Origin of the sequence: Tardiphaga sp. 37S4 (assembly GCF_021044645.1) — a bacterium.
In the GTDB taxonomy this organism is placed as follows: Bacteria; Pseudomonadota; Alphaproteobacteria; order Rhizobiales; family Xanthobacteraceae; genus Tardiphaga; species Tardiphaga robiniae.
On sequence record NZ_CP088008.1, the window covers coordinates 1,190,355 to 1,213,912 of the forward strand.

General features: G+C 62.6%; 23 protein-coding genes. 16 read left to right on the forward strand and 7 right to left on the reverse strand.

What is annotated here, in order from left to right:
* Positions 1-9: 9 nt before the first annotated feature.
* The gene (gene flgG / locus LPB73_RS05635) at positions 10-798 is read right to left on the reverse strand and encodes a flagellar basal-body rod protein FlgG (RefSeq protein ID WP_089265180.1); all 789 of its coding nucleotides are present in this window, start codon (positions 796-798) and stop codon (positions 10-12) included.
* Positions 799-810: 12 nt separating this feature from the next.
* Positions 811-1,575 (reverse strand): flagellar basal-body rod protein FlgF, encoded by a 765-nt coding sequence (gene flgF / locus LPB73_RS05640; RefSeq protein ID WP_089265179.1) that lies wholly within the window; start codon positions 1,573-1,575, stop codon positions 811-813.
* Between the two features lie 362 nt (positions 1,576-1,937).
* Between flgF and fliL the strand changes: the two genes are divergently transcribed.
* The 5 genes from fliL (at position 1,938) to LPB73_RS05665 (ending at position 8,627) form a co-directional block, all read left to right on the forward strand.
* Positions 1,938-2,429 (forward strand): flagellar basal body-associated protein FliL, encoded by a 492-nt coding sequence (fliL, locus tag LPB73_RS05645; RefSeq protein WP_175366556.1) that lies wholly within the window; start codon positions 1,938-1,940, stop codon positions 2,427-2,429.
* Between the two features lie 18 nt (positions 2,430-2,447).
* Positions 2,448-3,647: a flagellar motor switch protein FliM gene (gene fliM / locus LPB73_RS05650; protein WP_374725713.1), complete on the forward strand. Its 1,200-nt coding sequence runs from the start codon at positions 2,448-2,450 to the stop codon at positions 3,645-3,647.
* Positions 3,644-4,081, forward strand: coding sequence for a DUF6468 domain-containing protein (locus LPB73_RS05655; protein ID WP_089265176.1), 438 nt, complete (start codon positions 3,644-3,646; stop codon positions 4,079-4,081). Before fliM ends, LPB73_RS05655 begins: the two co-directional genes overlap by 4 nt.
* On the forward strand, positions 4,078-4,848 hold the full coding sequence (locus LPB73_RS05660) for a MotE family protein (RefSeq protein ID WP_231079906.1): 771 nt from the start codon (positions 4,078-4,080) through the stop codon (positions 4,846-4,848). Before LPB73_RS05655 ends, LPB73_RS05660 begins: the two co-directional genes overlap by 4 nt.
* Before the next feature lie 248 nt (positions 4,849-5,096).
* Positions 5,097-8,627: a tetratricopeptide repeat protein gene (locus LPB73_RS05665; RefSeq protein WP_349768802.1), complete on the forward strand. Its 3,531-nt coding sequence runs from the start codon at positions 5,097-5,099 to the stop codon at positions 8,625-8,627.
* A 12-nt stretch (positions 8,628-8,639) separates the two neighbouring features.
* On the opposite strand, the gene fliP is transcribed toward LPB73_RS05665, so the two are convergent.
* Together fliP and LPB73_RS05675 are read right to left on the reverse strand one after the other, a co-directional pair.
* Entirely contained in the window at positions 8,640-9,392 is a 753-nt protein-coding gene (gene fliP / locus LPB73_RS05670) for a flagellar type III secretion system pore protein FliP (protein ID WP_092146430.1), read from the reverse strand.
* A complete protein-coding gene (locus LPB73_RS05675) occupies positions 9,389-10,474 on the reverse strand; it encodes a flagellar biosynthetic protein FliO (protein WP_414716865.1) in 1,086 nt (361 codons plus the stop codon). Before LPB73_RS05675 ends, fliP begins: the two co-directional genes overlap by 4 nt.
* A gap of 375 nt (positions 10,475-10,849) precedes the next feature.
* Between LPB73_RS05675 and flgB the strand changes: the two genes are divergently transcribed.
* The 10 genes from flgB (at position 10,850) to LPB73_RS05725 (ending at position 20,000) form a co-directional block, all read left to right on the forward strand.
* Positions 10,850-11,263 (forward strand): flagellar basal body rod protein FlgB, encoded by a 414-nt coding sequence (gene flgB, locus LPB73_RS05680; protein WP_231079909.1) that lies wholly within the window; start codon positions 10,850-10,852, stop codon positions 11,261-11,263.
* A gap of 29 nt (positions 11,264-11,292) precedes the next feature.
* Positions 11,293-11,718: a flagellar basal body rod protein FlgC gene (gene flgC, locus LPB73_RS05685; protein ID WP_089265171.1), complete on the forward strand. Its 426-nt coding sequence runs from the start codon at positions 11,293-11,295 to the stop codon at positions 11,716-11,718.
* Positions 11,719-11,734: 16 nt separating this feature from the next.
* Positions 11,735-12,058: a flagellar hook-basal body complex protein FliE gene (gene fliE / locus LPB73_RS05690; protein WP_231079911.1), complete on the forward strand. Its 324-nt coding sequence runs from the start codon at positions 11,735-11,737 to the stop codon at positions 12,056-12,058.
* Between the two features lie 42 nt (positions 12,059-12,100).
* Positions 12,101-12,364 carry a flagellar biosynthesis protein FliQ gene (gene fliQ / locus LPB73_RS05695; RefSeq protein WP_068735669.1) on the forward strand — a complete coding sequence of 88 codons (264 nt, stop codon included), beginning with the start codon at positions 12,101-12,103 and terminating at the stop codon, positions 12,362-12,364.
* Positions 12,365-12,377: 13 nt separating this feature from the next.
* Entirely contained in the window at positions 12,378-13,148 is a 771-nt protein-coding gene (fliR, locus tag LPB73_RS05700) for a flagellar biosynthetic protein FliR (RefSeq protein ID WP_068735671.1), read from the forward strand.
* A gap of 10 nt (positions 13,149-13,158) precedes the next feature.
* Positions 13,159-14,232 carry a flagellar biosynthesis protein FlhB gene (gene flhB / locus LPB73_RS05705; RefSeq protein ID WP_231079912.1) on the forward strand — a complete coding sequence of 358 codons (1,074 nt, stop codon included), beginning with the start codon at positions 13,159-13,161 and terminating at the stop codon, positions 14,230-14,232.
* A 172-nt stretch (positions 14,233-14,404) separates the two neighbouring features.
* Complete coding sequence (gene cckA / locus LPB73_RS05710) at positions 14,405-16,978, forward strand: cell cycle histidine kinase CckA (protein WP_231079913.1); 2,574 nt, start codon at positions 14,405-14,407, stop codon at positions 16,976-16,978.
* A 215-nt stretch (positions 16,979-17,193) separates the two neighbouring features.
* Positions 17,194-18,231, forward strand: coding sequence for a Tim44 domain-containing protein (locus LPB73_RS05715; RefSeq protein ID WP_231081081.1), 1,038 nt, complete (start codon positions 17,194-17,196; stop codon positions 18,229-18,231).
* 211 nt (positions 18,232-18,442) lie between these two features.
* Complete coding sequence (locus LPB73_RS05720) at positions 18,443-19,111, forward strand: lectin (RefSeq protein WP_231081082.1); 669 nt, start codon at positions 18,443-18,445, stop codon at positions 19,109-19,111.
* 181 nt (positions 19,112-19,292) lie between these two features.
* Positions 19,293-20,000, forward strand: a complete 708-nt coding sequence (locus tag LPB73_RS05725) for a glutathione S-transferase (protein WP_231079914.1) — start codon at positions 19,293-19,295, stop codon at positions 19,998-20,000.
* Between the two features lie 24 nt (positions 20,001-20,024).
* Here the strand turns inward: LPB73_RS05725 and LPB73_RS05730 are convergent, their stop codons facing one another.
* From LPB73_RS05730 to LPB73_RS05740, 3 genes are all read right to left on the reverse strand, one after another.
* Positions 20,025-20,699, reverse strand: coding sequence for a methyltransferase family protein (locus LPB73_RS05730; protein WP_231079915.1), 675 nt, complete (start codon positions 20,697-20,699; stop codon positions 20,025-20,027).
* A 104-nt stretch (positions 20,700-20,803) separates the two neighbouring features.
* On the reverse strand, positions 20,804-20,974 hold the full coding sequence (locus LPB73_RS05735; RefSeq protein WP_231079916.1) for a hypothetical protein: 171 nt from the start codon (positions 20,972-20,974) through the stop codon (positions 20,804-20,806).
* Positions 20,975-21,130: 156 nt separating this feature from the next.
* A complete protein-coding gene (locus tag LPB73_RS05740; protein WP_231079917.1) occupies positions 21,131-21,604 on the reverse strand; it encodes a hypothetical protein in 474 nt (157 codons plus the stop codon).
* 202 nt (positions 21,605-21,806) lie between these two features.
* Here LPB73_RS05740 and LPB73_RS05745 point away from each other — a divergent pair, with 202 nt between their 5' ends.
* On the forward strand, positions 21,807-23,459 hold the full coding sequence (locus LPB73_RS05745) for a fumarate hydratase (protein ID WP_089265165.1): 1,653 nt from the start codon (positions 21,807-21,809) through the stop codon (positions 23,457-23,459).
* Positions 23,460-23,558: the final 99 nt, after the last annotated feature.

Sequence of the window (23,558 nt, forward strand, 5' to 3'; positions counted from 1 at the left end):
TCATTCTCCTCAGCGGAACATGCCGGCGGTGGATTGCAGCATCTGGTCGGCAGCGCTGATGACCTTGGCGTTCATCTCATAGGCGCGCTGCGCGGCGATCAGGTCCGAGATTTCGGTGACCACTTCGACATTGGCCATTTCGAGGTTGCGCTGCTGCATGTCGCCGAAGCCGTCGGCATTGGCGACGCCGTCCTGCGGTGGGCCGGAGGCCGGTGTTTCGGTGAACAGGTTGTCACCGATCGAATTGAGACCGGCCTTGTTGATGAAGCGCGTGAGGCTGATCTGGCCGAGAACGGTCGGGGTCGTCGAGCCCGGTACGATGACCGAGACCTGGCCCTGCGCATTGATCGAGAGTTGCGACGATGCCTGGGGAATCGAGATCGTTGGCTGCAGCAGGTTGCCCTGCGGGTTGACGATGCGGCCCTGCTGGTCGGTGGAAAACGTGCCATCGCGAGTATAGGCGAAGGTGCCATCGGTGAGCTGGATCTTGAAGAAGCCTTCGCCGCGGACCGCGATATCGAGATCGCCGCCGGTTGCCGACAGCGTGCCCTGGGTCATCATGCGCGGAGTGCCGACGGTCTTCACACCGCCGCCGATGTCGACGCCGACAGGAATGACCGTGCCCTGATCCGATGCTTGCGCACCGACGCGGCGGACGTGATCGTAGATGAGGTCCTGGAATGCGGCGCGCTGCTTCTTGAAGCCGGTCGTGCGCATGTTGGCGATATTATTCGAGATGACCTGGACGTTGAGTTCCTGGGCCGCCATCCCGGTCGCTGCAGTGTAAAGAGCGCGCATGGGTCAGATTCCTTAAGCCGGAACGTCGGCAAGTTTTTCGATGGCGGAGCGCCGCGCATCGCCTTGCGACTGCAGCATGTTGGACAGCTCGGTATAGGCGCGGGTGACGTCGATCATCCGGGTCATTTCGACGACCGAGCTGACGTTCGACTTTTCGATGAAGCCCTGGTTGAGCTTCGACGTGGTGGATGGCTGCGGATTGGCGCCGGGACCGGCCGAGAACAGGTTGGAGCCTTCCTTCACCAGCCGCTGGGGCTGCGCGAAGTTGACCATGCGAATTTTGCCGCGCACGGAGTCGATGCGGTTGATGCCTTCGAGCACCGTGACCGTGCCGTCCTGCGAGATGTTGATGTCGTGGTCGGTCTGCTGGAACACGATCGGGCCGTTGGCGCCGAGCACCGGTGCGCCCGACGCTGTCACGAGCTGGCCCTGCGAATTGATCTGCATGCCGCCGTCGCGGGTGTAGCGCTCGCCGTTCGGGGTCTGCACCGCGAGGAAGGCGTTGCCATCGATGGCGACATCCAGCGGATTCTTGGTCTGCTCGGTCGCGCCGCCGGTGAAATCATGCATCGTGGCGCGGTCCTGCACGAAGGACACGCGGCGGTCGCGGCCGACGAAGTTGTCTTCGCGGGCGGCCGGGCTCAGATATTCCTCGAAAATCGTCCGCTCGGCCTTGAAGCCGCTCGTGTTGATATTCGCAATGTTGTTCGCCACGACGTCCATCTGACGCCGAAGCGTCATCTGCCGTGACAGTCCGACGAGAAGCATATTCTCCATCGGTGGTTCTCCCCTAAGTTCGCGCGGATCGCTCTCCCAAGCTCGCCGCGGATCCCGTAAACCGCACAGCTCTCCCAAGCCGCGGTTCGCAGACTACTTAGCGAAAGCCGTGCCAAGTCAAAAAGCTGATATTTTTCAATTTGTTGGTGGTTTTCAGGGCGCGAAAGCAGGCGGCAGAAAGGTCTTGTTGACCATAATTGCCGGCAGAATTTTCCTAGTTGAGCGTCAAAAGAAAGATTCCGTTAACCATTGCGACCTAGCGTCACGATCACACAGGGCCTTGGGCGCTGGCAGCATTTGTATCGCGTCTTTATTGCCTGCTTTGCAGCATCGAGCTCATCCCAACCCCGGACGGGCAGGCGATGGCGGATACGGAAACTTCAGAAAGCACCCCGACTGGGGACGAGGCGGCAGCTCCCAAGAGCAAATTCAAGCTGATCGCAATCGTCGTGGGCGTGCTGGTGCTTGCAGCGGGCGGTGGCGGCTGGTTCTTCCTGAAGGGACATCCCAAGGAAGAGAAGAAAGAGGCCGCGCCGGCTGCGAAGCCGCTCGCCTTCATCGATGTACCGGAGATTCTGGTGAACCTTGCCGGTCAGCCCGGCGAGCGCGTGCAATATCTCAAGGCCAAGATCGTGCTCGAGGTAAAGGAAGCGCCGCTCGTGGCGCAGATCACGCCGTCGATGCCGCGCATCACCGACATGTTCCAGGTTTACCTGCGCGAACTGCGCACCACCGATCTGAACGGCTCCGTTGGCATGTTCCGGCTGAAGGAAGAGCTGACGCGGCGCGTCAATGCCGCGATCTCTCCTCATCACGTGAACGCTGTGCTGTTCAAGGAAATCCTCATTCAGTGAGGAATTGGATTTAGGCTGATGTCTACCGAACAGGTCGATCAGGACGCAATTGCCGCCGAATGGGAAGCGTCTCTGGATTCAGAGGATCCCGTTGAGGCGGCGAAAGCGGCTGCCGAAAACGAACTCACCGGCACCATGGCGGAGCAATGGGCCGCCATGGTCGAGGATGGCGGTCGCGATATCGGCGGCGGCAAGAACGGCGGCGAGCGCGTTCTCTCGCAGGAAGAAATCGACAACCTCCTCGGCTTCAGCGTCAACGAAGTTCATCTCGACGAGAATTCCGGCATTCGCGCCATCATCGATTCCTCGATGGTGTCGTATGAGCGTCTGCCGATGCTCGAAATCGTGTTCGACCGTCTGGTGCGGTTGATGACCACGAGCCTGCGCAATTTCACCTCCGACAACGTCGAAGTCTCGCTCGATCGCATCACTTCGGTGCGTTTCGGCGACTATATGAATTCGATTCCGCTGCCAGCCGTGCTGTGCGTGTTCAAGGCAGAGGAGTGGGAGAATTTTGGCCTCGCTACCGTCGATTCCAGCCTGATCTATTCGATGATCGACGTGTTGCTCGGCGGTCGCCGCGGCCAGGCTTCGTTGCGCATCGAGGGCCGCCCCTACACCACCATCGAAACCAATCTGGTGAAGCGCCTGATCGAAGTCGTGCTGGCCGACGCTGAACAGGCGTTCCGGCCGCTGTCGCCGGTGAGCTTCAACATCGATCGGCTTGAGACCAATCCGCGCTTCGCCGCCATCAGCCGTCCAGCCAATGCCGCAATCCTGGTGCGCCTGCATATCGACATGGAAGATCGCGGCGGCAATATCGAATTGCTGCTGCCCTATGCGACGATCGAGCCGATCCGCGCCGTGCTCATGCAGATGTTCATGGGCGAAAAATTCGGCCGTGATCCGATCTGGGAAAGCCATCTCGCCACTGAAATTGCTCAGGCCGAGATCGCCGTCGACGCCGTGCTGTATGAGGCGGAGATCCCATTGAAGCAGCTGATGCTTCTCAAAGTGGGCGATACGCTGCCGCTGGAAATGCGGGCGGATGCCCTTGTTGCCGTGCGTTGCGGAGCCGTGACCTTGACTGAAGGTCGCATGGGCCGTGTCGGCGACCGCGTTGCCATTAGAGTCACGAAACAATTACGCAAGCCTAACACAACCTTCGCCATGTTTGAGAAGGCTGATGAGCAAACTAAATTGATGGAGGCACAATGAGTCATTCATTAGGAATTGTGATCGAGAGCCTGGTTGCGGTGCTTCTGATCCTGACCATCGCCTATTGCATGTTGCTCAATAAGCGCCTGAAGCGCCTCAAGGCGGACGAGCAATCGTTGAAGGCCACGATCGGCGAGCTCATCACCGTGACCGAGATCGCCGAGCGTGCGATCGGCGGACTCAAGCTTACCGTGCGCGACGTTAACGAGAATCTCGGCAGCCAGATTTCGGCGGCAACGGCGCTGGCCGATCAACTGAAAGCCCAGCTCGCCGAGAGCGACGCTGTCGTGCGCCGGCTATCGAAGATCGCGGTGGCGGCACGGCCGCTCACCGAAACCGACCCTGATGCGCCGCGGGTGTCCGCAGCGCGGGCCAATGCCGCGGCAGCGCAGGCGTTTGCCGAGCGGAGGAGGCCTGACGGCATCGCTGCATGAAAGCTTTTCGGGACGTTCGTATTCTTCCTGTCGTCTTGGTGGCGGTTTTCGGGCTCGCGATTCTCAAGATCGCCGGCCTGGTGATCGATGGCGGCTACGTGTTCAACTACGATCCGCAGCCTCAGCCTACGAAAGGTTCGTGGGCGCAGGAGATGTTCAACTTCCCGGGCGGCAAGCCAGCGGACGGCGACATTACCGGCTCGGTGTCAGCCAAGAAGGAAGAGCAGAAGCCCGCGGTAGCAGCGCCTGCAGCGATCGAACCGACCAGCAACCCACCTGTCGAACTGTCTCCTCAAATCTCGCCGGCCGAACGGGCGATCCTCGAACGGCTGCAAGCGCGCCGTCAGGAGCTGGAGGCGCGTGCACGCGAGATCGACATTCGCGAGAGCCTGCTGAAGGCCGCGGAAAAGCGCATCGAAACCCGCGTCGATGAATTGAAGGGCGTCGAAGCCGGTATCAAGACGGCGAACGACCAGAAGAGCGAAGTCGATGCCGCCCGCTTCAAGGGTATCGTCACCATGTATGAAAGCATGAAGCCGAAGGACGCGGCGAAGATCTTCGACCGGCTGGAAATGCCGGTGCTGTTCGAGATCGCCTCGCAGATTGCGCCTCGGAAGATGTCCGACATTCTCGGTCTGATGCAGCCGGAGGCCGCTGAACGCCTCACCGTTGAACTGGCGCGCCGCGCCTCGGGCGGCGAACGATCTGCCGCGGCGGTCGAACTGCCCAAGATCGAAGGCAGGCCGATCCAGCAGGGCCGGAATTAAAGAAATTAATTAACAAATCCTTAGAGCGCGGAATCTAGATTCGACACAGGGCGAACGACCGGTCGTCCTTCGAGCATCGGGCTGAGAGACACTTCTGAATGGCACGGACGGCTGCCGTTGCATGTTGGACGCAAGCTCGCGCATGGACGCGGGCCGTTCGACGTTGTGCGGTCCTCGCGGGCATTGTCTGTCTTGCCCTGTCGTTCCCGGATGCCGCATCTGCGCAAGCGGTGAGGGGCACCGCGAGCATGGGCACGTCGGGCGGCTATGGCCGCATCGTGCTGAAGCTTGCCGAGGACGTGGAGTCCGAGGTGACGCAGGCCGGCACCATTCTCGTCATTCGCTTCAAGCGGCCGGTCGATATTCCTGTCGAGATTCTCGGCGACGCCGCTCCAGACTATATCGGCTCCGCACGCCGCGATCCCGATGGCACGGCGATCCGCCTCGCTTTGTCACGCAGGGTGACCGTCAATTCGATGACGGCGGGCGAGCGCATTTTCATCGATCTGTTGCCCGACACCTGGAAGGGCATGCCGCCCGGTCTGCCGCAGGATGTGGTCAAGGAATTGTCGGAGCGTGCGCGCGCGGCAGAGCGCGCCTTGCGACAGCAACGCGCTGCCGCGGAAAGCCAGAAGAAGCCGCCGATCCGCGTGCGCGCATCCGTGCAGCCGACCTTCGTGCGTTTCGTGTTCGAGACCGGCGGCGTCGGTGTGTCGTCGGTGCTGAACGAGAAGACGCTGACGCTGACCTTCAATGCCGGTCTGGTGTTCGATCTCGCCGATGCCAAACTGTCTGCACCCGCCAATGTCGCATCGATCGGTCAGGCGATGGACGGCAACCGGACCGCCGTTGAGATCGGCTTGATCGGCGACGTCGATGTGAAGTCGTTCCGCGAGGACAAGAGCTACGTCGTCGACATCGGCTTCCAGCAGAATGAAAAGCCGTCGCCGCTGGCCAAGCTGCCGGTGGCCGCTCCTGCGGACGAGAAACCGCCGGTCGCGGCGAAGCCTCCCGAGGTCGAGAAGCCCGCCAGCGTTCCGGCACAGCGCTCCGGCGAGATCGTGCCGCCGACCTCCGAGACGATCGCAAGAGAGATCGTTCCGGAGAAGAAGGTCGAGGTTGCGACGGCTGCACCGGCAGCGCCCGTCGCGGCAGCGAAGCCGGAAGAGCCAAAGCCCGAGGCGGCCAAGGTCGCTGAATCACCCAAACCTGCGCCGGCAGCCGAGCCTGTTGTCGTAGCTCCTGCCAAAGAAACACCGCCGCCTGCGCTTGTCGTTGCGGCGGCCCCTGCTGCTGCACCCGTTGCTGCTGCGCCGACCGAACCGGCGGGCATGCCGGTTGAGGTCAAGCGCAGCAGCGACGGCGTGCGCATAGCCTTTGCTTTTCCATCGCCAACGCCGGCCGCCCTGTTTCGCCGCGGCGATATCCTGTGGCTGGTGGCAGATTCGACGCGGCCCATCGACACCGCGCCGATCCGCCGCGACAGCGGATCGATCATTGCCGATGTGAGCACGATCCCGCTGGAGAAGGGGCAGGCGATCCGCATCCGCCTTAATCGCCCACAACTGGCTTCGCTCACGACCGACGATCCTGCCGGCGCGGGACAGGCCTGGTCGCTGATGCTGGCCGATACACGTCAGACGCCGTCGCAGCCGCTGTCCGCCGTGCGCAACATTGCCGATCCCTCGCGCGCCAGCGTGCAGGTGCCGTTGGCCAAGCCCGGTCTCAAGCATCGCCTGGTTGATCCGGATGCCGGCGATACGCTCAATATCATCACCGCGCTGCCACCATCGCGCGGCTTCATCCGTCGCCAGGACTTCGTTGAATTCTCGTTGCTGGAATCGATTCACGGCGTGGTGGTTCAGGTGAACTCCGACGACGTGTCCGTTGAAGCCAGTATCGACAAGGTGATGCTCACCAAGCCCGGCGGCCTGACACTGTCTGCCGCCGATGCCGCGCCGCAGCGCGCCTCGACGGTCGCCCGGCCGATCTTCGATGTCGGCCAATGGCGCAAGGATCAGGAAGGCCCATTCAACGCACGCTTCGACGAGTTGATCGACGCGATGTCATCAGCCGAAGCCAGCTCGCTGCCGCAGGCACGAATGGATCTGGCCAAATTCTACATGGCGCGCGGCATGTATCACGAGGCCAAGGGCGTCGCCGATCTCGCGATCGCGGACACCAAGGTCGGCGAGGAAAGCCCTGTCGCGCTGATCGTTCATGCGGTGGCCAGCGCGATGATGGGGCGTCCCGAACAGACCCTGAAGGATATCGCCAATCCGGTGCTCGGGCCGGGTTACGATGGTGAATTGTGGAAGGCGCTCGCCTACGCCAAACAGGAAAAATGGGTCGAGGCGCGCGAGCGTTTCAAGAATGCCGAGTTCACGCTCGCCGCGCTGCCGGCCGATCTGCAGCGTGCGGCCCTGATGCTCGCGCTGCGGGCCTCGCTCGAGGTCAAGGACTATGCCGGCGCGTCGTCGCGCGGCAGTGAGCTCGAAACGGTCGGCATCTCGCCGGAGATCAAGCCCGCGGCCATGCTGCTCAGCGGCTGGCTCGATGAGGCGCTCGGCCGCGAGAAGGATGCGCTGTCGAAGTATCAGGACGTCACCGGGTCGGTGGATCGTCAATCCGCAGCGGAAGCCAAGCTGCGCGAAATCAATTTGCGCCAGAAGCGCAACGAGATCAGCAGCGAGGACGCGCTGCATGATCTCGAAGTGCTGGCAGTGACCTGGCGAGGCGACGGCACGGAAGTGCAGGTGCTGCAGATCCTGTCGCGCATGTATGCCGAACTCGGCCGCTACAATGACTCGCTGCTGGCCGCCCGTACAGCCACCGAGCGCCAGGCCAACAGCGAAGCCGCGCGCCAGGTGCAGGACGAGGCGCAAGCGCTGTTCTCGCAAATTTATCTGTCGCCAAAGGGCGACAGCCTGCCGCCGGTCGATGCGTTGGCGATGTTCTACGAGTTTCGCGAGCTGACCCCGATCGGCCGCCGCGGCGACGAAATGATCCGCCGTCTTGCAGATCGTCTCGTGGCCGTCGATCTGCTCGATCAGGCCGCCGAGCTTCTGCAGTATCAGGTCGATCACCGTCTCGAGGGCGCTGCACGCTCGCAGGTCGCTGCGCGTCTAGCGATGGTCTATCTGATGAGCCGCAAGCCCGACCGCGCCATCGCCGCGCTGCGCACTACGCGGATCGCCGATCTCAATGGCGAGCTGCGTCAACAGCGGCTGCTGCTCGAGGCGCGGGCGCAGAGTGACATCGGCCGCCGCGAGCTGGCGCTCGACATCATCTCTCATGTCAGCGGACGCGAAGCGATCCGGCTCCGCTCGGATATCTACTGGTCGTCGCGGCGCTGGCGCGAGGCCTCCGAACAGATCGAACTCTATTATGGCGACCGCTGGCGAGATTTCTCGCCGCTGACGCCAAGCGAAAAGAGCGACATCATCCGTGCTGTCGTGGGTTATGCGCTGGCGGAAGACGCCCTCGGTCTCGCGCGTTTCCGCGAAAAGTATGCGCCGCTGATGAATGTCGGTGCCGACAAGATCGCCTTCGACACCGCGAGCAAGCCGACTTCGACCAACTCTTCGGAATTCGCCGCCATTGCCAAGATGGCCGCGTCCGTCGATACGCTCGACGGCTTCCTGCGCGAGATGAAGACGCGTTTCCCTGAAAGCAGCGCCAAGGCGATCCTGCCCGGCGCCAGTGCCGATCCGATGCCGACCGGCTCGCTGAAGCCGCAGCCGGTGGTCAATGTCCGCAAGATCGAGATGACGCGGTAGGGGCGAGCTTCGCTACTGCCCGTAACTCTGCACCAGACTGCCCGCGACCAGCGACCAGCCATCCACCAGCACGAAGAAGATCAGCTTGAACGGCAGTGACACCACCGCCGGTGGCAGCATCATCATGCCCATCGCCATCAAGACCGAGGCGACCACGAGATCGATGATCAGGAAGGGCAGGAACAGCAGGAAGCCGATCTCGAAAGCGCGCTTCAGCTCGGAGATCATGAAGGCCGGCACAAGGATGCGGAGCGACAGGTCGTCAGGCGTCGCTGGAATTGGCTCGCCCGACAAATCCATGAACAGCTTGAGATCCTTCTCGCGCACGTTCTTCTGCATGAAGCCGCGCAGCGGAATGGATGCACGCACCAGGGCTTGTTCGACGGTGATGTCGTTGGAGATCAGCGGCTTGATACCGTCGTCATAGGAACGTTGTAGCACCGGTCCCATCACGAAAGCCGTAAGGAACATCGCCAGCGCGATGATCACCGAGTTCGGCGGAGCCGTCGCTGTACCCAATGCGGTGCGCAGCAGCGACAGCACGACCACGATGCGTGTGAATGACGTCATCATGATCAGGATCGACGGTGCGATCGACAGCACCGTCAACAACGCAATCATCTGCACCGCACGTTCGGTGACGCCGCCGCCACCGCCGCCGAGATTGATGCTGATGTCCTGCGCCATCGCGGGACCTGCGAAGGTCCCGGCGGCGATTAGAACAGAAAGGAAAAATACTCTACGCGGGAGGTTCGCCGAACTCACGAACTGGACTTTGGCCGTCCCAGCAGGGAGGCCATCTCGTCTTCGAGATTTTCAAAACCCGATTTGACCGGCGGGACGACGGGCGGCGCCTCCGCACGGGCAGGGCTGGCGATCGAGACTTCCGGCGACCGCGAAGCCGGACGGATCGATGGTGCCTCAGGCGCCACCGACGGAGCGCCGACCCGGGGCTCAGGCGCATCCTGACGGGTTTCGCCGGCAGGACGGCGCAAGGCTGCTTCGAGGCGCTGCGCCATATCGGCAAGGTTCTGATCGGCAGACGACACGGCGACTGCCGGAGCAGGAGGCGTAGGGGCTTGCGTCGGTACGGGCGGCGCAACGACCGGGGCGGGAGCCGGGGCAGTAACAACCGGAGCAGGCGGGGTCGGTGCTGCTGCGACGGGACGGTCCGGCGTGCGGGGTTGCGGCATGGTGCGGATCGGCGGATCGGCACGCATCGGGCGCGGCATCATCGGCTCGCTACGTGGCATCTCGGCACGTGGCATTTCACTTCGCGGAATCGGCCGCTGCGGGAAAAGTTCGTTGCGTGGCCCCGGTTCGGGGCGCGGTGCAGGTTCCGGCGCGAGGCTGGCTACCGGATCGGGTCGACGCTCCGGCAAAGGCGCGGCCGGGCGGCGTGGCTCTTCGATAAAGGAGGGGCGCGCGGGGCGCGGCGCCGGCTCCGGCACATGCGGTTCGGAATCGAAGCCGGAGTCGTTGCTCTCTGCCCAGCTCGGGGCTTCAGGCAGCGATGGGCCACGGCTTGCCACATCGGCGGCGAGGCCGCCGCGCTGCGGGGCCTGCTCGCGGCCGGGCATGGCGCGGACGATATTGGGCTCGACGACAATGTCCGACGGGCCACCGATCATCAGCAGGTGTTCGACATTGTCGCGGCGGACCAGCACCAGGCGGCGGCGGCCGTCCACGGCGGCGGCATCGATCACCGCGAGTCGCGGCAAGCGCCCGCGGCTGGTGTTGTTGCCCAGCCGGTTGCCAGCGAATCGGCGCACCAGCCAGGCGGTAAGCCCGATCAGCGCCAGCACGACAACGAAGGCCAAGATAAATTGCACCGATGATTGCATCATAAAGTCCCCAGCCAGACAGGGTGGCTGCAACGTCCACGTCCAGAGCTGGAGGTGTCATACCCCCGCACGCCCCGCACGCAGCGTGAATCACGCCCCATCTGTTAACGCCCCACGGCAGAACCTGCCGTTGGTTAATAATAAACTATGAATCGCCGCAGCCAAAACGACTTCTGCCGCCCCGTCGTATGGCCGATGGGGATGGTTAATCGGCCAATTCAGGCGAAAAAGCGTTGGCAGTTGCGAAAAACGTCAATTTTGCAGCATTCATTTACGGTTCGGTAACAAGTACCGCCGGAAATTAACTTCGTATTAACCATGCAGGCGGCAAATTCTGCCTAGCTCAGGACACTCCGTCCGGGCGGGCGGAGAAGGCCGATGGCGATCAGCGACATGCCGATGTTGTCGGCGCTGCGCACCAAGATGCAGTGGCATCAGGAGCGCCAGCGTGTGCTGGCCGAAAATATCTCCAATTCGGACACTCCGAACTTCCGCCCACGCGATCTCGTGGAACCGAAATTCGACAAGGCCGGGAACACGTCCGTCACCGCCGGCGGCATGGGCTCGCTGCCGATGATGCGCGCCTCCGGCACCAATATCCTGCCGACCGGGGGCTCGGCCTCCTTCAACCAGAACAACCGGGTCGGCTACGAGACCCGCCCCGCCGGCAATGCCGTCAATCTGGAAGACGAGATGCTCAAGGTCTCGGCCAACCAGATGGACTATGCCGCCGCGACCTCGCTCTACACCCGCAGCCTCGGTCTGTTGAAGACCGCTATCGGCAAGCGCTGACGCCGCCGCGCGCATAAAGGGAGCTCATCATGGCAGACGATATCAGCGACTTCTCGCGTTCCATGGGCATCGCGACCTCCGGTCTGCGCGCCCAGGCGGGCCGCATGCGGGTGATTTCGGAAAACATCGCGAATGCGCAGTCCACAGCGCAGACTTCGGGCGGTGACCCCTATCGCCGCAAGGTGCCGACCTTCAAATCGGAGCTGGACCGCTCGCTGGATGCCCGCATCGTCGGCCTCGGCCGCATCAGGCCGGATCAATCTGCATTTCCCACGCGCTACGAGCCCGGCAATCCCGCGGCGGATGCCGCCGGCAACGTCAAGTACCCCAACGTGAACTCGCTGGTGGAAATGACGGACATGAAGGAAGCGCAGCGCTCCTACGAAGCCAATCTCAACATCATCAGCGCCACGCGCCGGATGATCCAACGCACGCTCGACATCCTCAAGGCCTGAACAGGACAGCTGAACCATGGCAACTCCCTCTGTCGCCGCCAATGCTTACTCGGCCCTCTCGCGCATCATGGACGCCGGCGGCGTCGGTGGCGGTCTCAACAAGGCGGCGGACGCCGGTGGTGGTCAGTCGTTCGGCGCGGTCCTCAAGGACGCGCTGGGCAGCGTGCTCGATTCCGGTCGCAAGTCGGATGCGCAGACCATCGCAATGGCAAACGGCAAGGCCAATGTGATGGACGTGGTCACGGCAGTTGCGGAAACCGACGTCGCCGTGTCGACGCTGGTCTCGGTGCGCGATCGCGTCATCCAGTCCTACGAAGACATCATGAAGATGCCGATCTGATCCTCCTCATCACGAACACCGCGTAACACAAGGATTACCGCAATGACCGGCCCCGAAACTCTCGACGTTGCCCGCGATGCGATCTGGACGATTGTGATCGTGTCCGGTCCGCTGATGGTCGTGGGCCTCCTGGTGGGCGTCGTCGTGTCGCTGGTGCAGGCGCTGACCCAGATCCAGGAACAGTCGCTGGTCTTCGTGCCGAAGATTCTCGCGGTCTTTGCCACCATGATGCTGACGCTCCCGTTCATGGGGGACGCATTGTCGAGCTACATGTTGCGGATATCGTCGCGAATCATCGGGGGGTGATGCACAATCCCGTATGCGCATCGATGTCTCGCTTCTGCCCGCTCTCGCCGCTGCCTTCATGCTGGCCTTCGCCCGCATCGGCACGATGGTGATGTTGATGCCGGGCTTTGGCGAAACCAACATTCCCGCACGGGCCAAGCTGTCGATCGCATTGGGACTGACCCTTCTCATGCTGCCGGCGCATCGCGGCGCTTATAACGTCGATATGGGATCGATCGTGCCGATGCTGGTTCTGCTGGTGCATGAGATCATCATCGGCGTCGTGCTCGGCGCCACCGCGCGCGTCACGCTGTCGGCGCTGCAGGTCGCCGGATCAATCATCGCGCAGCAACTCGGTCTCGGCTTCGTCACCTCGGTGGATCCGACGCAGGGTCAGCAGGGCGTGCTGATCGGCAATTTTCTCACGATGCTCGGCATCACGATGCTGTTCGCCACCGATACGCATCACCTCGTGATCGCCGCCATCAATGACAGCTACAAGATTTTCGCGCCCGGCGAGATCATGTCGACGGGCGATGTGGCGAAGCTCGCGACCAATGCCTTCGCGGCGGCCTTCAAGATCGGCACGCAGCTTGCTGCGCCTTTCCTGGTGTTCGGCCTCGTCTTCAACATGGGGCTTGGCGTGCTGGCACGGCTGATGCCGCAGATGCAGGTCTATTTCGTCGGTGTACCGCTTTCGATCATGATCGGATTCCTGATCTTCGCCGTTGTGCTCGCGACCATGATGGGGACCTACCTCGAATACGTCACCGGCGTCATGCAACAAATGATGCCGCGGATATAGGGGCGCGCGGATGGCCGACGACGATTCCGAGAAGACACATGACCCCACGCAAAAAAAGCTCGACGATGCTCACGAACGCGGTGACGTAGCCAAAAGCCAGGAGGTCAATACCTGGTTCCTGCTGGCGGGCGCGACGCTGGTCTTGTCGACCTTCAACGGCTCGGTCGGCGGCGGGCTGCAGACGCCGCTCAAAAACCTTCTGCAAAATTCCTGGATGATACGGACTGACGGGCCCGGACTTTTGATGCTGGCCAAGAGCCTCTGCATGTCCATCTTGTCCACCATGGGCATGCCGATCCTGTTTCTCGTGATCGCCGCGCTTGCGGGCAATCTGATCCAGCACCGGCTCGTGTTCTCCACCGAAGGTCTGGTGCCCAAGTTCAGCAAGCTGTCGCCGATGGAAGGCGCCAAGCGCGTCTTCGGCAAGCAGGCGCTGGCCAATTTCCTGAAGGGGCTGTTCAAGCTCGTCCTGCTCGGCGCCGTGATGTGCGCGGTGCTGTGGCCCGAGCGGTTTCGTCTGGATGCGCTGATCCATATCGATCCGTCGGCGATCCTCGGCATCACCACATCGCTGACACTGCAGCTGATGGGTTCGGTGGTGGCGATGCTCGCCTTCGTCGCCATTGCCGACTTCTTCTTCCAGTACCGCACCTGGTACGAGAAGCTGAAGATGTCGCTGCAGGAAGTGAAGGAAGAATACAAGCAGTCCGAGGGCGACCCCCACATCAAGGGCAAGATCAAGCAGCTGCGTCAGCAGAACATGAAGAAGCGCATGATGGCAGCGGTGCCGAAGGCGTCGGTGATCATCACTAACCCGACGCACTACGCCGTGGCGCTGTCTTATGAGCGCGGCATGACCGCGCCGATCTGCGTCGCCAAGGGCGTCGACAACATCGCGCTGAAGATCAGGGAGGTTGCCGGCAAGCACGATATTCCGATCGTCGAGAACGTGCCGCTGGCGCGCGCGCTTTACGCCACCGTCGAGATCGACGAGGAAATTCCGGGCGAACACTACCATGCGGTGGCCGAAGTCATTGGCTACGTCATGGGCCTGAAGCGTGGCCTGTCCGGGCGTACGCCATGATTCGGGAAAGCGCCTGGCAAAGGGCCGGGCAAGGGGCCGGGAACGTGTTGCGAATCGGCGGATTGGAAGCGAATAGGCCGACGCGGCGCTTGCGTAAGGCCAGCCGATTGATGCACTCAGGAGGCGCGCAAACCCGCGCTGCCGCAACTGCCAACAGGCGACGAACCGTCCGATGACTGCCGAGACCGACCACGATCGCCAATCGATGACGGCGCAGAATCCGGTTCTGCACGAGCCGGCCCGGCGCAGCGGCAGCATCGTGCTGGTGCTGCTGATTGCCGCCGCGATCATCGCCTGCGCCGTGGCATTCATGACTCTCGGCCGCGCCCAGGCGCAGCCTTATATTCTGGGCCTGCTGGCGCTGCTGGCGATGGTCGGCCTGTTCGTGTTGTTCGCCTTTGCCGCCGGTATTGTCCGCTTTGCCGATCGTGCCTCCGACGATCCGATTATGCGGACCGTGGCCGATCACGCCTTTGACGGTATCGCGGTCACCGATGCGCGGGGCCATGTGGTCTATGCCAATGCTGCCTATCTCACATTGACCGGCGCGGCCTCCGCACAGGATGCGCGACCGGTCGAGCGCGTCTTCATCGGAAATCCCGATGTCTCCGAAGCCGTCTTCCGTCTGCTCAAGGCTGCCCGCGAGGGCAAGCGTCAGCAGGAGGAGGTCCGTGTCGCAGCGCCCGACGGCAGTCATGGCCGCTGGCTGCGCATGCGCGTGCGTCCACTGGGTGAGGGCAAGCGCGAGGCCAAATCCACGGTGTGGTCGGTGGCCGATATTTCCCGCGATCGGCAACGCCAGGAAGACGTGTTCCAGGAATTGCAGCACGCCATCGAATATCTCGATCACGCGCCTTGCGGTTTCTTCTCGGTCAATCCAAAGGGCGAGCTGGTCTACGTCAACGCCACGCTGGCGAACTGGCTCGATCACGATCTTGCCGAGATCGGCTCCGGCGGCCTGAAGCTGACCGACATCGTCTCTGGCGACGGTGCCTCGTTGCTGACATCCATTGTGCCGATGCCCGGCGAGGTCAAAACCGAAGTCTTCGACATCGACCTGCGCATGCGCAACGGCAAGACCATGCCGGTGCGGCTCTATCACAAGCTCGCTTTCGGCGCCGACGGCGTGCCGGGTGCGTCGCGCACCCTTGTCATCAGCCGCGCCCGCGACGAGCGCTCGGATCCGCAACGCGCCGCCGAAGTGCGCTTCATGCGCTTCTTCGATCATACGCCGATGGCGATTGCGACGGTGGATCGCGACGGCACCGTGGTGCGGGGCAATGCCCGTTTCGCCAAGCTGGCGCAGAGCCTCAACACATCGGGCGCCGTCAACAAGTCGATCCTGGCCGCCGTCAGCGACCGCGACCGCAACCAGCTCGTCGCGGCCATCGGCCACGCCGCGCAGGGGCAGGGCGATATCCCGCCGGTGGAAGCGCTGCTGGAAGGTGCCAAGGAGCGCTGGGGACAGTTCTTCGTCACCGCTGTGGAGGAGAACGAGCGCGAGACCGAAGCGGCCATCGTCTACATGCTGGAGACCACCGAGCGCCGCACGCTCGAGAACCAGGTCAACCAGGCGCAGAAGATGGACACCATCGGCCAGCTGGCCGGCGGCATTGCGCACGATTTCAACAACGTGCTTTCCGCCATCATGATGGCCAACGACTTCCTGCTGAACGCGCACAAGCCGACAGATCCGTCGTTCCAGGACATCATGCAGATCAAGCAGAACGCGACGCGCGCGGCGACACTGGTGCGCCAGTTGCTCGCATTCTCGCGCCGCCAGACGCTGCGCCCGACGGTTCTCAATCTCGGTGACGCGCTGTCCGATATCGATCTGCTGCTGAAGCGCCTGATCGGCGAGAAGGTCAAACTCGAAGTCGTGCACGGCCGCGATCTGTGGCCGGTGAAGGTCGACATCTCGCAATTCGAGCAAGTGATCGTGAATCTCGCGGTCAATGCGCGGGACGCGATGCCGGACGGCGGCGCGTTGACTGTGCGGACCGTCAATGTCTCGGCCGAGGAAGCCGGGCGGCTGTCCTATAAGGGCATGCCGCCATCGGACTATGTGCGTATCGATGTCAGCGATACCGGCACCGGCATTCCCGCCGACATCGTCGAGAAGATCTTCGAACCGTTCTTCTCCACCAAGGATGTCGGCAAGGGCACCGGCCTCGGCCTCTCCACAGTGTACGGCATCGTCAAGCAGACCGGCGGTTTCGTCTATGTCGATTCAGAGCCAGGTAAAGGCACCACGTTCCGCATCTTCCTGCCGCGCCATCATCAGGAAAAGGAAGTCGCTCCCGATCCGGCGATTGCGGCCGCCGTCGCCGCCAAGGAAGCCGCTGCCGACGCCAAGCCACGTGCGGATCTGACCGGGCAGGGCACCATCCTGCTGGTCGAGGACGAAGAGGGCCTGCGCGCGCTGAACGCCCGCGGTCTGCGCTCGCGCGGTTACACGGTGGTCGAAGCCGGCAACGGCGTCGAAGCGATGGAGCTGTTCGACGAGCAGAACGGCGCCATCGATCTCGTGGTCTCCGACGTGGTGATGCCGGAGATGGATGGACCGACGCTGCTGAAGGAGATGCGCGCCCGCAATGCGGATATTCGCATCATCTTCGTGTCAGGTTACGCCGAGGAAGCCTTCGAAAAGAGCCTGCCGGAAAACCAGCAATTCGCCTTCCTGGCCAAGCCGTTCGCCCTGAGCGCGCTGATCGCCAAGGTCAAGGAAACCATGGCACCGAATTAACGGAGCGCCGCTGGCAATACCATCCTGCCTTCTAATGCGCATTCACCCCGCAATGCAGCATAAGTGTTTGAAAGCAAGATGACTCTTGCGCCAAAGGTTCAATGATGAGCCGCGACCGAGGGCCGCAGCGTTTACCCTCGAACGGTGCTTCCCTTTTAGGCTGGGGTAGCCATGTTAGGGGTGTTTTCCCCCTGCCGGGGATTGAGGGAATGACCATGACTTTCACGTTCAGCATGCGCGGCGTCGTCAAGACGATGGCCGTCGTCCTTTCGCTGGCGATGCCGCTCACAATTGCAATCTCCTCTGCCGACGCCCGCGTTGGCGGTGGCAGCAGCTCGGGCTCGCGCGGCAACCGCACGTTCTCGGCCCCGCCGAGCACGTCGACGGCGCCTAACGCAGCTCAGCCGTTCAACCGCACCATGCAACAGCCGGGGTCGCCCGGCATGAACAGCGCGACCACGGGCGCAGCCAGCAAGGGCGGTTTCTTCAACCGTCCGGGCATGGGCATGCTCGGCGGCCTCGCTGCCGGCTTCCTCGGCGCAGGCCTGCTCGGCATGCTGTTCGGCGGCGGTTTGTTCAGCGGCCTCGGCGGTATCTCGTCGATCATCGGCCTGCTGCTGCAGGTCGGCCTGATCATCATCGTCGTCCGCCTCGCAATGTCCTGGTGGCAACGTCGCAACCAGACGGCGTCGGCCTATGCCGGTCCGGCCAACTCGGCCTATACCGGCCCGGCCAATGGTCCCGACCAGAACCAGGCACACATGAACCAGGCGCAGCAGGGTTATGGCGCACAGCCGACGCAGCGCAGTGGTCTCGGTGGCTTCGGTTTCGGCGGCTCGAACAATGACAAGCCGATCGAGATCGCACCGCAGGACTATGAAGCTTTCGAGAAGCTGCTCAGCGACGTGCAGGCTGCCTGGTCGAACGAAGATGTCGAGAAGCTCGGCAAGCTGTCGACGCCGGAAATGGTGTCGTACTTCGCCAAGGACCTCGCCGAGAACAAGGCCCGCAACGACATCAACAAGGTGTCGGATGTGAAGCTGCTGCAGGGCGACCTGGCGGAAGCCTGGCGCGAAGGCGACACCGACTATGCGAGCGTCGCAATGCGCTTCTCGCTGGTCGACAAGACGCTGGAGCGTGGCACCAATCGCTTGGTGGCTGGTAGTGAAACGCCGATCGAAGCGACCGAGATCTGGACCTTCGTGCGCCCGCGCGGCGCCGCTTGGGAACTGTCGGCGATCCAGCAGGCGTAAGCTTTGCGTCATTGAAATCGAACAAGCGCCGCGGATCATTCCGCGGCGCTTTTTGTTGGCCTCATGCGTGTGCATTGCCAGGCGATGATCTCAATAAGAGAGCGGGAATAATCCGCCGGATGACGTGTTGGTCAGTTGCGTCCCATCGCGACTGGCGTTGCGTGGCTACAAAAACAAATTGGAGGAATCGATGCCCACTATTCTCTCGACCATGACCCGTTTCGGCCTATGTGCCGGTGCTGTTGCCGTCTCGCTTGCAGCAACGTCGCCATCGTTCGCGCAGGGCGCGGATACCAGCTTCTTCGTCACCAGCAATGGCATCGGCAATGGCGGCAATCTCGGTGGCCTCGCCGGTGCTGACAATCACTGCCAGACGCTGGCGCAGGCTGCAGGCGCGGGCGCCAAGACATGGCGCGCTTATCTCTCGACGCAAGCCGCCGACGGCAAGCCTGCGATCAATGCCAAGGACCGGATCGGCAACGGGCCGTGGAAGAATGCCAAGGGCGTCGTCGTTGCCAAGGATGTCGCCGATCTGCATGGCGCCAGCAACAACCTCTCCAAGCAGACCTCGCTCAGCGAGAAGGGCGAGGTCATCAATGGCCGCGGCGATACGCCGAATCGCCATGACGTGCTGACCGGCTCGCAGACCGACGGCACAGCCTTTGCCGCCGGCGAGGATCGCACCTGCAAGAACTGGACGAGCAGCACCCAGGGGGCCGCCATGGTCGGTCATATCGATCGTACGGGGCTGAACGAAGAGCCGCCGTCCAAGTCATGGAACACCTCGCATCCGTCGCGCGGCCCCGATGGTGGCTGCTCGCAGAACGACCTGAAGAGCACCGGCGGCGACGGGCTGCTGTATTGCTTCGCGTCGAATTGAGGTCTGTTGCGGCAAACAAGTAGCAATACACTCAGCCATGGCCGGGCCTGTCCCGGCCATGGCGCGTTTTGCGGCGCTAGCTGGACGACGGCGCGGAATTCTCGCCGGACCAGCGCGGCGAACGAATTCCGCGGTGAGCAGTTACCCTGGCACCCCTGACGCGACATTTGGCGAGGTTCGCATGCGATATGAGCTGTATTACTGGCCGACGATCCAGGGCCGCGGCGAATTCGTGCGCCTGGCGCTCGAAGATGCAGGCGCGGACTACCGAGACATGGCGCGCGGCAAGGGCGGCATGGCCGCAATGACCAGGATGCTCGACAGCAAGAAAGGCATTCCGCCATTTGCGCCGCCATTTCTCAAGGCGGGTGCCACGATGATCGGCCAGACAGCGAACATCCTGTTCTATCTCGGCCCACGTCACGGTCTGGCGCCGAAGTCGGAAGCGGCGCGGCTGCAACTGCATGAACTCCAGCTTACCATCACCGATTTCGTCGCCGAGGTGCACGATACCCATCACCCGATCGGCGTGTCGCTCTACTATGAGGATCAGAAAGGTCCCGCCAGAAAGCGCAGCGCGGAATTCCTGAAAGAGCGCGTGCCGAAATATCTCGGCTATTTCGAGCGGATATTGAAGGCTGGCGAGGGCGCCTATGTCACTGGCCGCAAGGCGACCTATGTGGATCTGTCATTGTTCCAGATCGTCGAAGGACTGCGCTACGCATTTCCGAAACGCATGAAAAAATTCGAGCGGGAGATCCCGGGCCTGATCGATTTGCATGACCGCGTGGCGGCTCGCCCGAACATCAAGGCCTATCTCGACAGCGACCGCCGCATTGCCTTCAACAAGGACGGCATCTTCCGGCACTACAAGGCGCTGGACAAATAGCGCCGCGCAGCTCGCGTGGCGAGGTTACCAGAGCCCCGGACACAGACGATAGCGGACGCGCGTCGTATAGTCGGTGTAGCCGGGGAGACCGTCCCGCAAGGTATGCTCTTCGGCCGTCGTGCGCCATGCGAGCAGCACGGCTAGGATCAGCGTTAGCGCGGTACTCCACCACGAGCCAAGCCAGAGGGATGTGCCGAGGAAAAACAGGATGGCGCCGCTATACATGGGATGACGCACGAGATGATACGGACCGGTATCGATGACGTGCTGGCCGCGGTCGCGTTGAAGCTTGATGACCGGTGCGGCGAAACTGTTTTCGCGCAGTACCCAGAATGAGATTGCTATTCCCGTGATTGCGAGTGCCGTACCCGCGACCTGGACGCCAACGGTCATTTGCGAAAGACCGAAGCGCTGATCCAGCCCCGCAACGATCAGCCAGACCAGTGCTACGGTAAAGAACGCCACCATGAAGACGCGGTCCGCTGTGGGCTGCCCCTGCTGTACGACGGGGCGCATGCGTTCTTCAAACAGCGCGGGATCGATCTGGATCAGCCACAGGCCGCCGCCAAGGCCGAGCAGGATCATGAAGAGCAGAAATGACCACGCCGCCGGCCATTGCAAGGTCCCGGCGGCGGTGAACAAAACGGCGCCGATCACGCCGAACCAGACCAGCGTCCGTATCACGAGACGAACGATCATGTCGGGCCTCCTTCGGCCCGCATCCGATACCAGATTCGCGGCAGTGATGGGGCAGGCCTCGCGTCAACGCGACCGGCGGTTGGTCTCTGTCCGACGGTGCCGAGCTAAGCGAGCTGATCGATCCGGGTGCCCTGGCCGGGCGGCAGTGCTGCACGCGGTGGGGGCGGCGCGGTGCGGCTGTCGTTGTCGTCGTTCTTCTTCGGCTCCGGCGGCTTTGCCTCGATCTGCTTTACCTCAGCGACCGGCGGTGCGCTGCTGACGCTTGAAACGCTCATTTCAAATTCCCTGTTTCCAACACTTGCAGTCGAACCATGGCGCATGCGCCAACAAGGAGTTGGTAAATCAGGCGCTGCAATTTGCGGCAATCGGGGCGGATTGGAAACGGTGGTAAACGCGCCGTCCAGGACTTCACTACAATTGAAACGAATTCCTCATTCGTCCTTGCCGCGGGAGATCGTGATGTTCGCCGATGTTTTGTTGCGGGTGCAGCGCAGGTCGAGCCGGCGATAGCGGAGCTTCACGTCATCGCCGCGGAAAATCCCCATGCGGCCGAGACATCGCGTGGTGCCCTTCACCGTATCCGGTTTGGGGATCGTGAAGATGACGGCTGCCGCACTGGCGACGAGGTCCGTGAACGCCGGCGCCGGCTTGCGGGTCGCGGACGCCGCATAGAGCTCGTTGCTGAAATTGCGACTGGCGCAGCCAAGCCGCAATTGTTTGGCCGCCGGATGCGACAGGTAGATCACATTGGCTGCGGTGCGCCCGACGCTGAGCCCGTCGATCTGGCTCTTGAGCTGCCGCGCGAGATCATCGCAGCGGTCGGCGCGGGCAGGCGAGGCGACAAGGGTCACGGTGGCGAGCAGCGCCACAGCCGAAAAAATGCCGCGCAGGCGGTCGATGGACATTCCAGAATTCTCCTCAATCCCCGGCCGCACTGAAACGCGGGACGCCACTTTATGCAAGGCGCGGCGGGCGCAGCCGGTTACTGCTGGAACGGGGGGATTATCCCCGCGATTGCGGGCCTGTCCCTCTGTTTTGAACCCTTCAAAACTGTCCGGAAACCGCCTACAAGGGCCTCAAATCCCCTCCCTTTTTGAGGCCACACCCATGAACGCTCCCACCGCTTTCCCTGATCCAAAGCCCGTCCCGCCCTACAAGCACACCCCGCTGTTTCCGCTGGGCGCGGACACCACCCCCTACAAGAAGGTGACCACCGAGGGCGTGCGGGTCGAGAAAGTGCTGGGCAGGGACATGCTGGTGGTCTCCCGCGACGCACTGAAGGCGCTCTCGGAGGCCGCGTTCGGCGACATCAACCACTATCTGCGCCCCGGCCATCTGCAGCAGCTGCGCAACATCCTGGACGACAGCGAAGCCAGCCCGAATGACAAGTTCGTGGCCTTCGACTTCCTCAAGAATGCGAACATCGCCGCAGGCGGCGTGCTGCCGATGTGCCAGGACACCGGCACCGCGATCATCATGGGCAAGAAGGGCTGTAACGTCATCACCGATGGCGACGATGAGGCGGCACTCTCGGAAGGCGCCCGCGACGCCTATCTGCGCCGCAACCTGCGCTATTCGCAGGTCGCGCCGCTGACCATGTATGAAGAGAAGAACACCGCCAACAACATGCCGGCACAGTGCGAGATCTATGCCGAGGGCGACGACGCCTACAAGTTCATGTTCATGGCCAAGGGCGGCGGCTCCGCCAACAAGAGTTTTCTGTTCCAGGCGACGCCATCCGTTCTGACGAAGGATCGCCTGCTGGCCTTCCTGAAGGAAAAGATCATGACGCTGGGCACCGCCGCGTGCCCGCCATATCACCTCGCCATCGTCATCGGCGGCACCTCCGCTGAGCTCTGCATGAAGACCGTGAAGCTCGCTTCGGCCCGCTATCTCGACGCGCTGCCGACCCAGGGCTCGCCGGATGGCAACGCCTTCCGCGATCTCGAGATGGAGCAGGAAATCCTCAAGATGACGCAGTCGTCCGGCGTCGGCGCGCAGTTCGGCGGCAAGTATTTCTGCCACGATGTCCGCGTCATCCGCTTGCCGCGCCACGGCGCGTCGCTGCCCATCGGGCTCGGCGTGTCGTGCTCGGCGGATCGTCAGGTGCTCGGCAAGATCACCAAGGACGGCGTCTATCTCGAAGAGCTCGAGCATAACCCCGCACAGTATCTGCCGCAGGTGGAGCAGGCGCTCGGCGGCGAGGTTGTGAAGATCGATCTCAACCAGCCGATGAAGGACATTCTCGCCACGCTGTCGAACTATCCGACCAAGACGCGCCTGTCGCTGACCGGCACCATGATCGTCGCGCGCGACTCGGCGCATGCCAAGCTGCGCGATCGCCTTGAGAAGGGCGAGCCGCTGCCGGATTACTTCAAGAACCACCCGGTCTATTACGCCGGCCCCGCCAAGACCCCGGAAGGCTATGCCTCCGGCGCATTCGGCCCGACCACGGCCGGCCGCATGGATAGCTTCGTCGACCAGTTCCAGGCGGCGGGCGGTTCGATGGTGATGGTTGCCAAGGGCAATCGCGCCGTTGCGGTGCGCGAGGCCTGCAAGAAGCATGGCGGCTTCTATCTCGGCTCGATCGGCGGCTCGGCGGCAAACCTCGCCGAACACTGCATCAAGAAAGTCGAGGTGGTCGAGTATCCCGAACTCGGCATGGAAGCGATCTGGCGCATCGACGTCGTGGATTTCCCGGCCTTCATCATTATCGATGACAAGGGCAACGACTTCTTCAAGGAATTGAACCTCGGTTGATGCTGCGACCTCTTGGCATCATTGCGAGCGCAGCGAAGCAATCCAGAAAGCTACAAGCGAAGACCGGATTGCTTCGTCGCAAGATGCTCCTCGCGATGA

What these genes read in the sequence shown, in the direction of transcription:
- cckA (WP_231079913.1), top strand. Translation starts at nt 14,405, where the DNA reads ATGACTGCCGAGACCGACCACGATCGCCAATCGATGACGGCGCAGAAT.
- flhB (WP_231079912.1), top strand. Translation starts at nt 13,159, where the DNA reads ATGGCCGACGACGATTCCGAGAAGACACATGACCCCACGCAAAAAAAG.
- fliM (WP_374725713.1), top strand. Translation starts at nt 2,448, where the DNA reads ATGTCTACCGAACAGGTCGATCAGGACGCAATTGCCGCCGAATGGGAA.
- LPB73_RS05730 (WP_231079915.1), bottom strand. Translation starts at nt 20,699, where the DNA reads ATGATCGTTCGTCTCGTGATACGGACGCTGGTCTGGTTCGGCGTGATC.
- flgG (WP_089265180.1), bottom strand. Translation starts at nt 798, where the DNA reads ATGCGCGCTCTTTACACTGCAGCGACCGGGATGGCGGCCCAGGAACTC.
- LPB73_RS05735 (WP_231079916.1), bottom strand. Translation starts at nt 20,974, where the DNA reads ATGAGCGTTTCAAGCGTCAGCAGCGCACCGCCGGTCGCTGAGGTAAAG.
- LPB73_RS05715 (WP_231081081.1), top strand. Translation starts at nt 17,194, where the DNA reads ATGACTTTCACGTTCAGCATGCGCGGCGTCGTCAAGACGATGGCCGTC.
- fliL (WP_175366556.1), top strand. Translation starts at nt 1,938, where the DNA reads ATGGCGGATACGGAAACTTCAGAAAGCACCCCGACTGGGGACGAGGCG.
- LPB73_RS05665 (WP_349768802.1), top strand. Translation starts at nt 5,097, where the DNA reads ATGGGCACGTCGGGCGGCTATGGCCGCATCGTGCTGAAGCTTGCCGAG.
- LPB73_RS05675 (WP_414716865.1), bottom strand. Translation starts at nt 10,474, where the DNA reads ATGATGCAATCATCGGTGCAATTTATCTTGGCCTTCGTTGTCGTGCTG.
- LPB73_RS05725 (WP_231079914.1), top strand. Translation starts at nt 19,293, where the DNA reads ATGCGATATGAGCTGTATTACTGGCCGACGATCCAGGGCCGCGGCGAA.
- LPB73_RS05745 (WP_089265165.1), top strand. Translation starts at nt 21,807, where the DNA reads ATGAACGCTCCCACCGCTTTCCCTGATCCAAAGCCCGTCCCGCCCTAC.
- flgC (WP_089265171.1), top strand. Translation starts at nt 11,293, where the DNA reads ATGGCAGACGATATCAGCGACTTCTCGCGTTCCATGGGCATCGCGACC.
- flgF (WP_089265179.1), bottom strand. Translation starts at nt 1,575, where the DNA reads ATGGAGAATATGCTTCTCGTCGGACTGTCACGGCAGATGACGCTTCGG.
- fliQ (WP_068735669.1), top strand. Translation starts at nt 12,101, where the DNA reads ATGACCGGCCCCGAAACTCTCGACGTTGCCCGCGATGCGATCTGGACG.
- fliE (WP_231079911.1), top strand. Translation starts at nt 11,735, where the DNA reads ATGGCAACTCCCTCTGTCGCCGCCAATGCTTACTCGGCCCTCTCGCGC.
- LPB73_RS05720 (WP_231081082.1), top strand. Translation starts at nt 18,443, where the DNA reads ATGACCCGTTTCGGCCTATGTGCCGGTGCTGTTGCCGTCTCGCTTGCA.
- LPB73_RS05740 (WP_231079917.1), bottom strand. Translation starts at nt 21,604, where the DNA reads ATGTCCATCGACCGCCTGCGCGGCATTTTTTCGGCTGTGGCGCTGCTC.
- LPB73_RS05655 (WP_089265176.1), top strand. Translation starts at nt 3,644, where the DNA reads ATGAGTCATTCATTAGGAATTGTGATCGAGAGCCTGGTTGCGGTGCTT.
- flgB (WP_231079909.1), top strand. Translation starts at nt 10,850, where the DNA reads ATGGCGATCAGCGACATGCCGATGTTGTCGGCGCTGCGCACCAAGATG.
- LPB73_RS05660 (WP_231079906.1), top strand. Translation starts at nt 4,078, where the DNA reads ATGAAAGCTTTTCGGGACGTTCGTATTCTTCCTGTCGTCTTGGTGGCG.
- fliR (WP_068735671.1), top strand. Translation starts at nt 12,378, where the DNA reads ATGCGCATCGATGTCTCGCTTCTGCCCGCTCTCGCCGCTGCCTTCATG.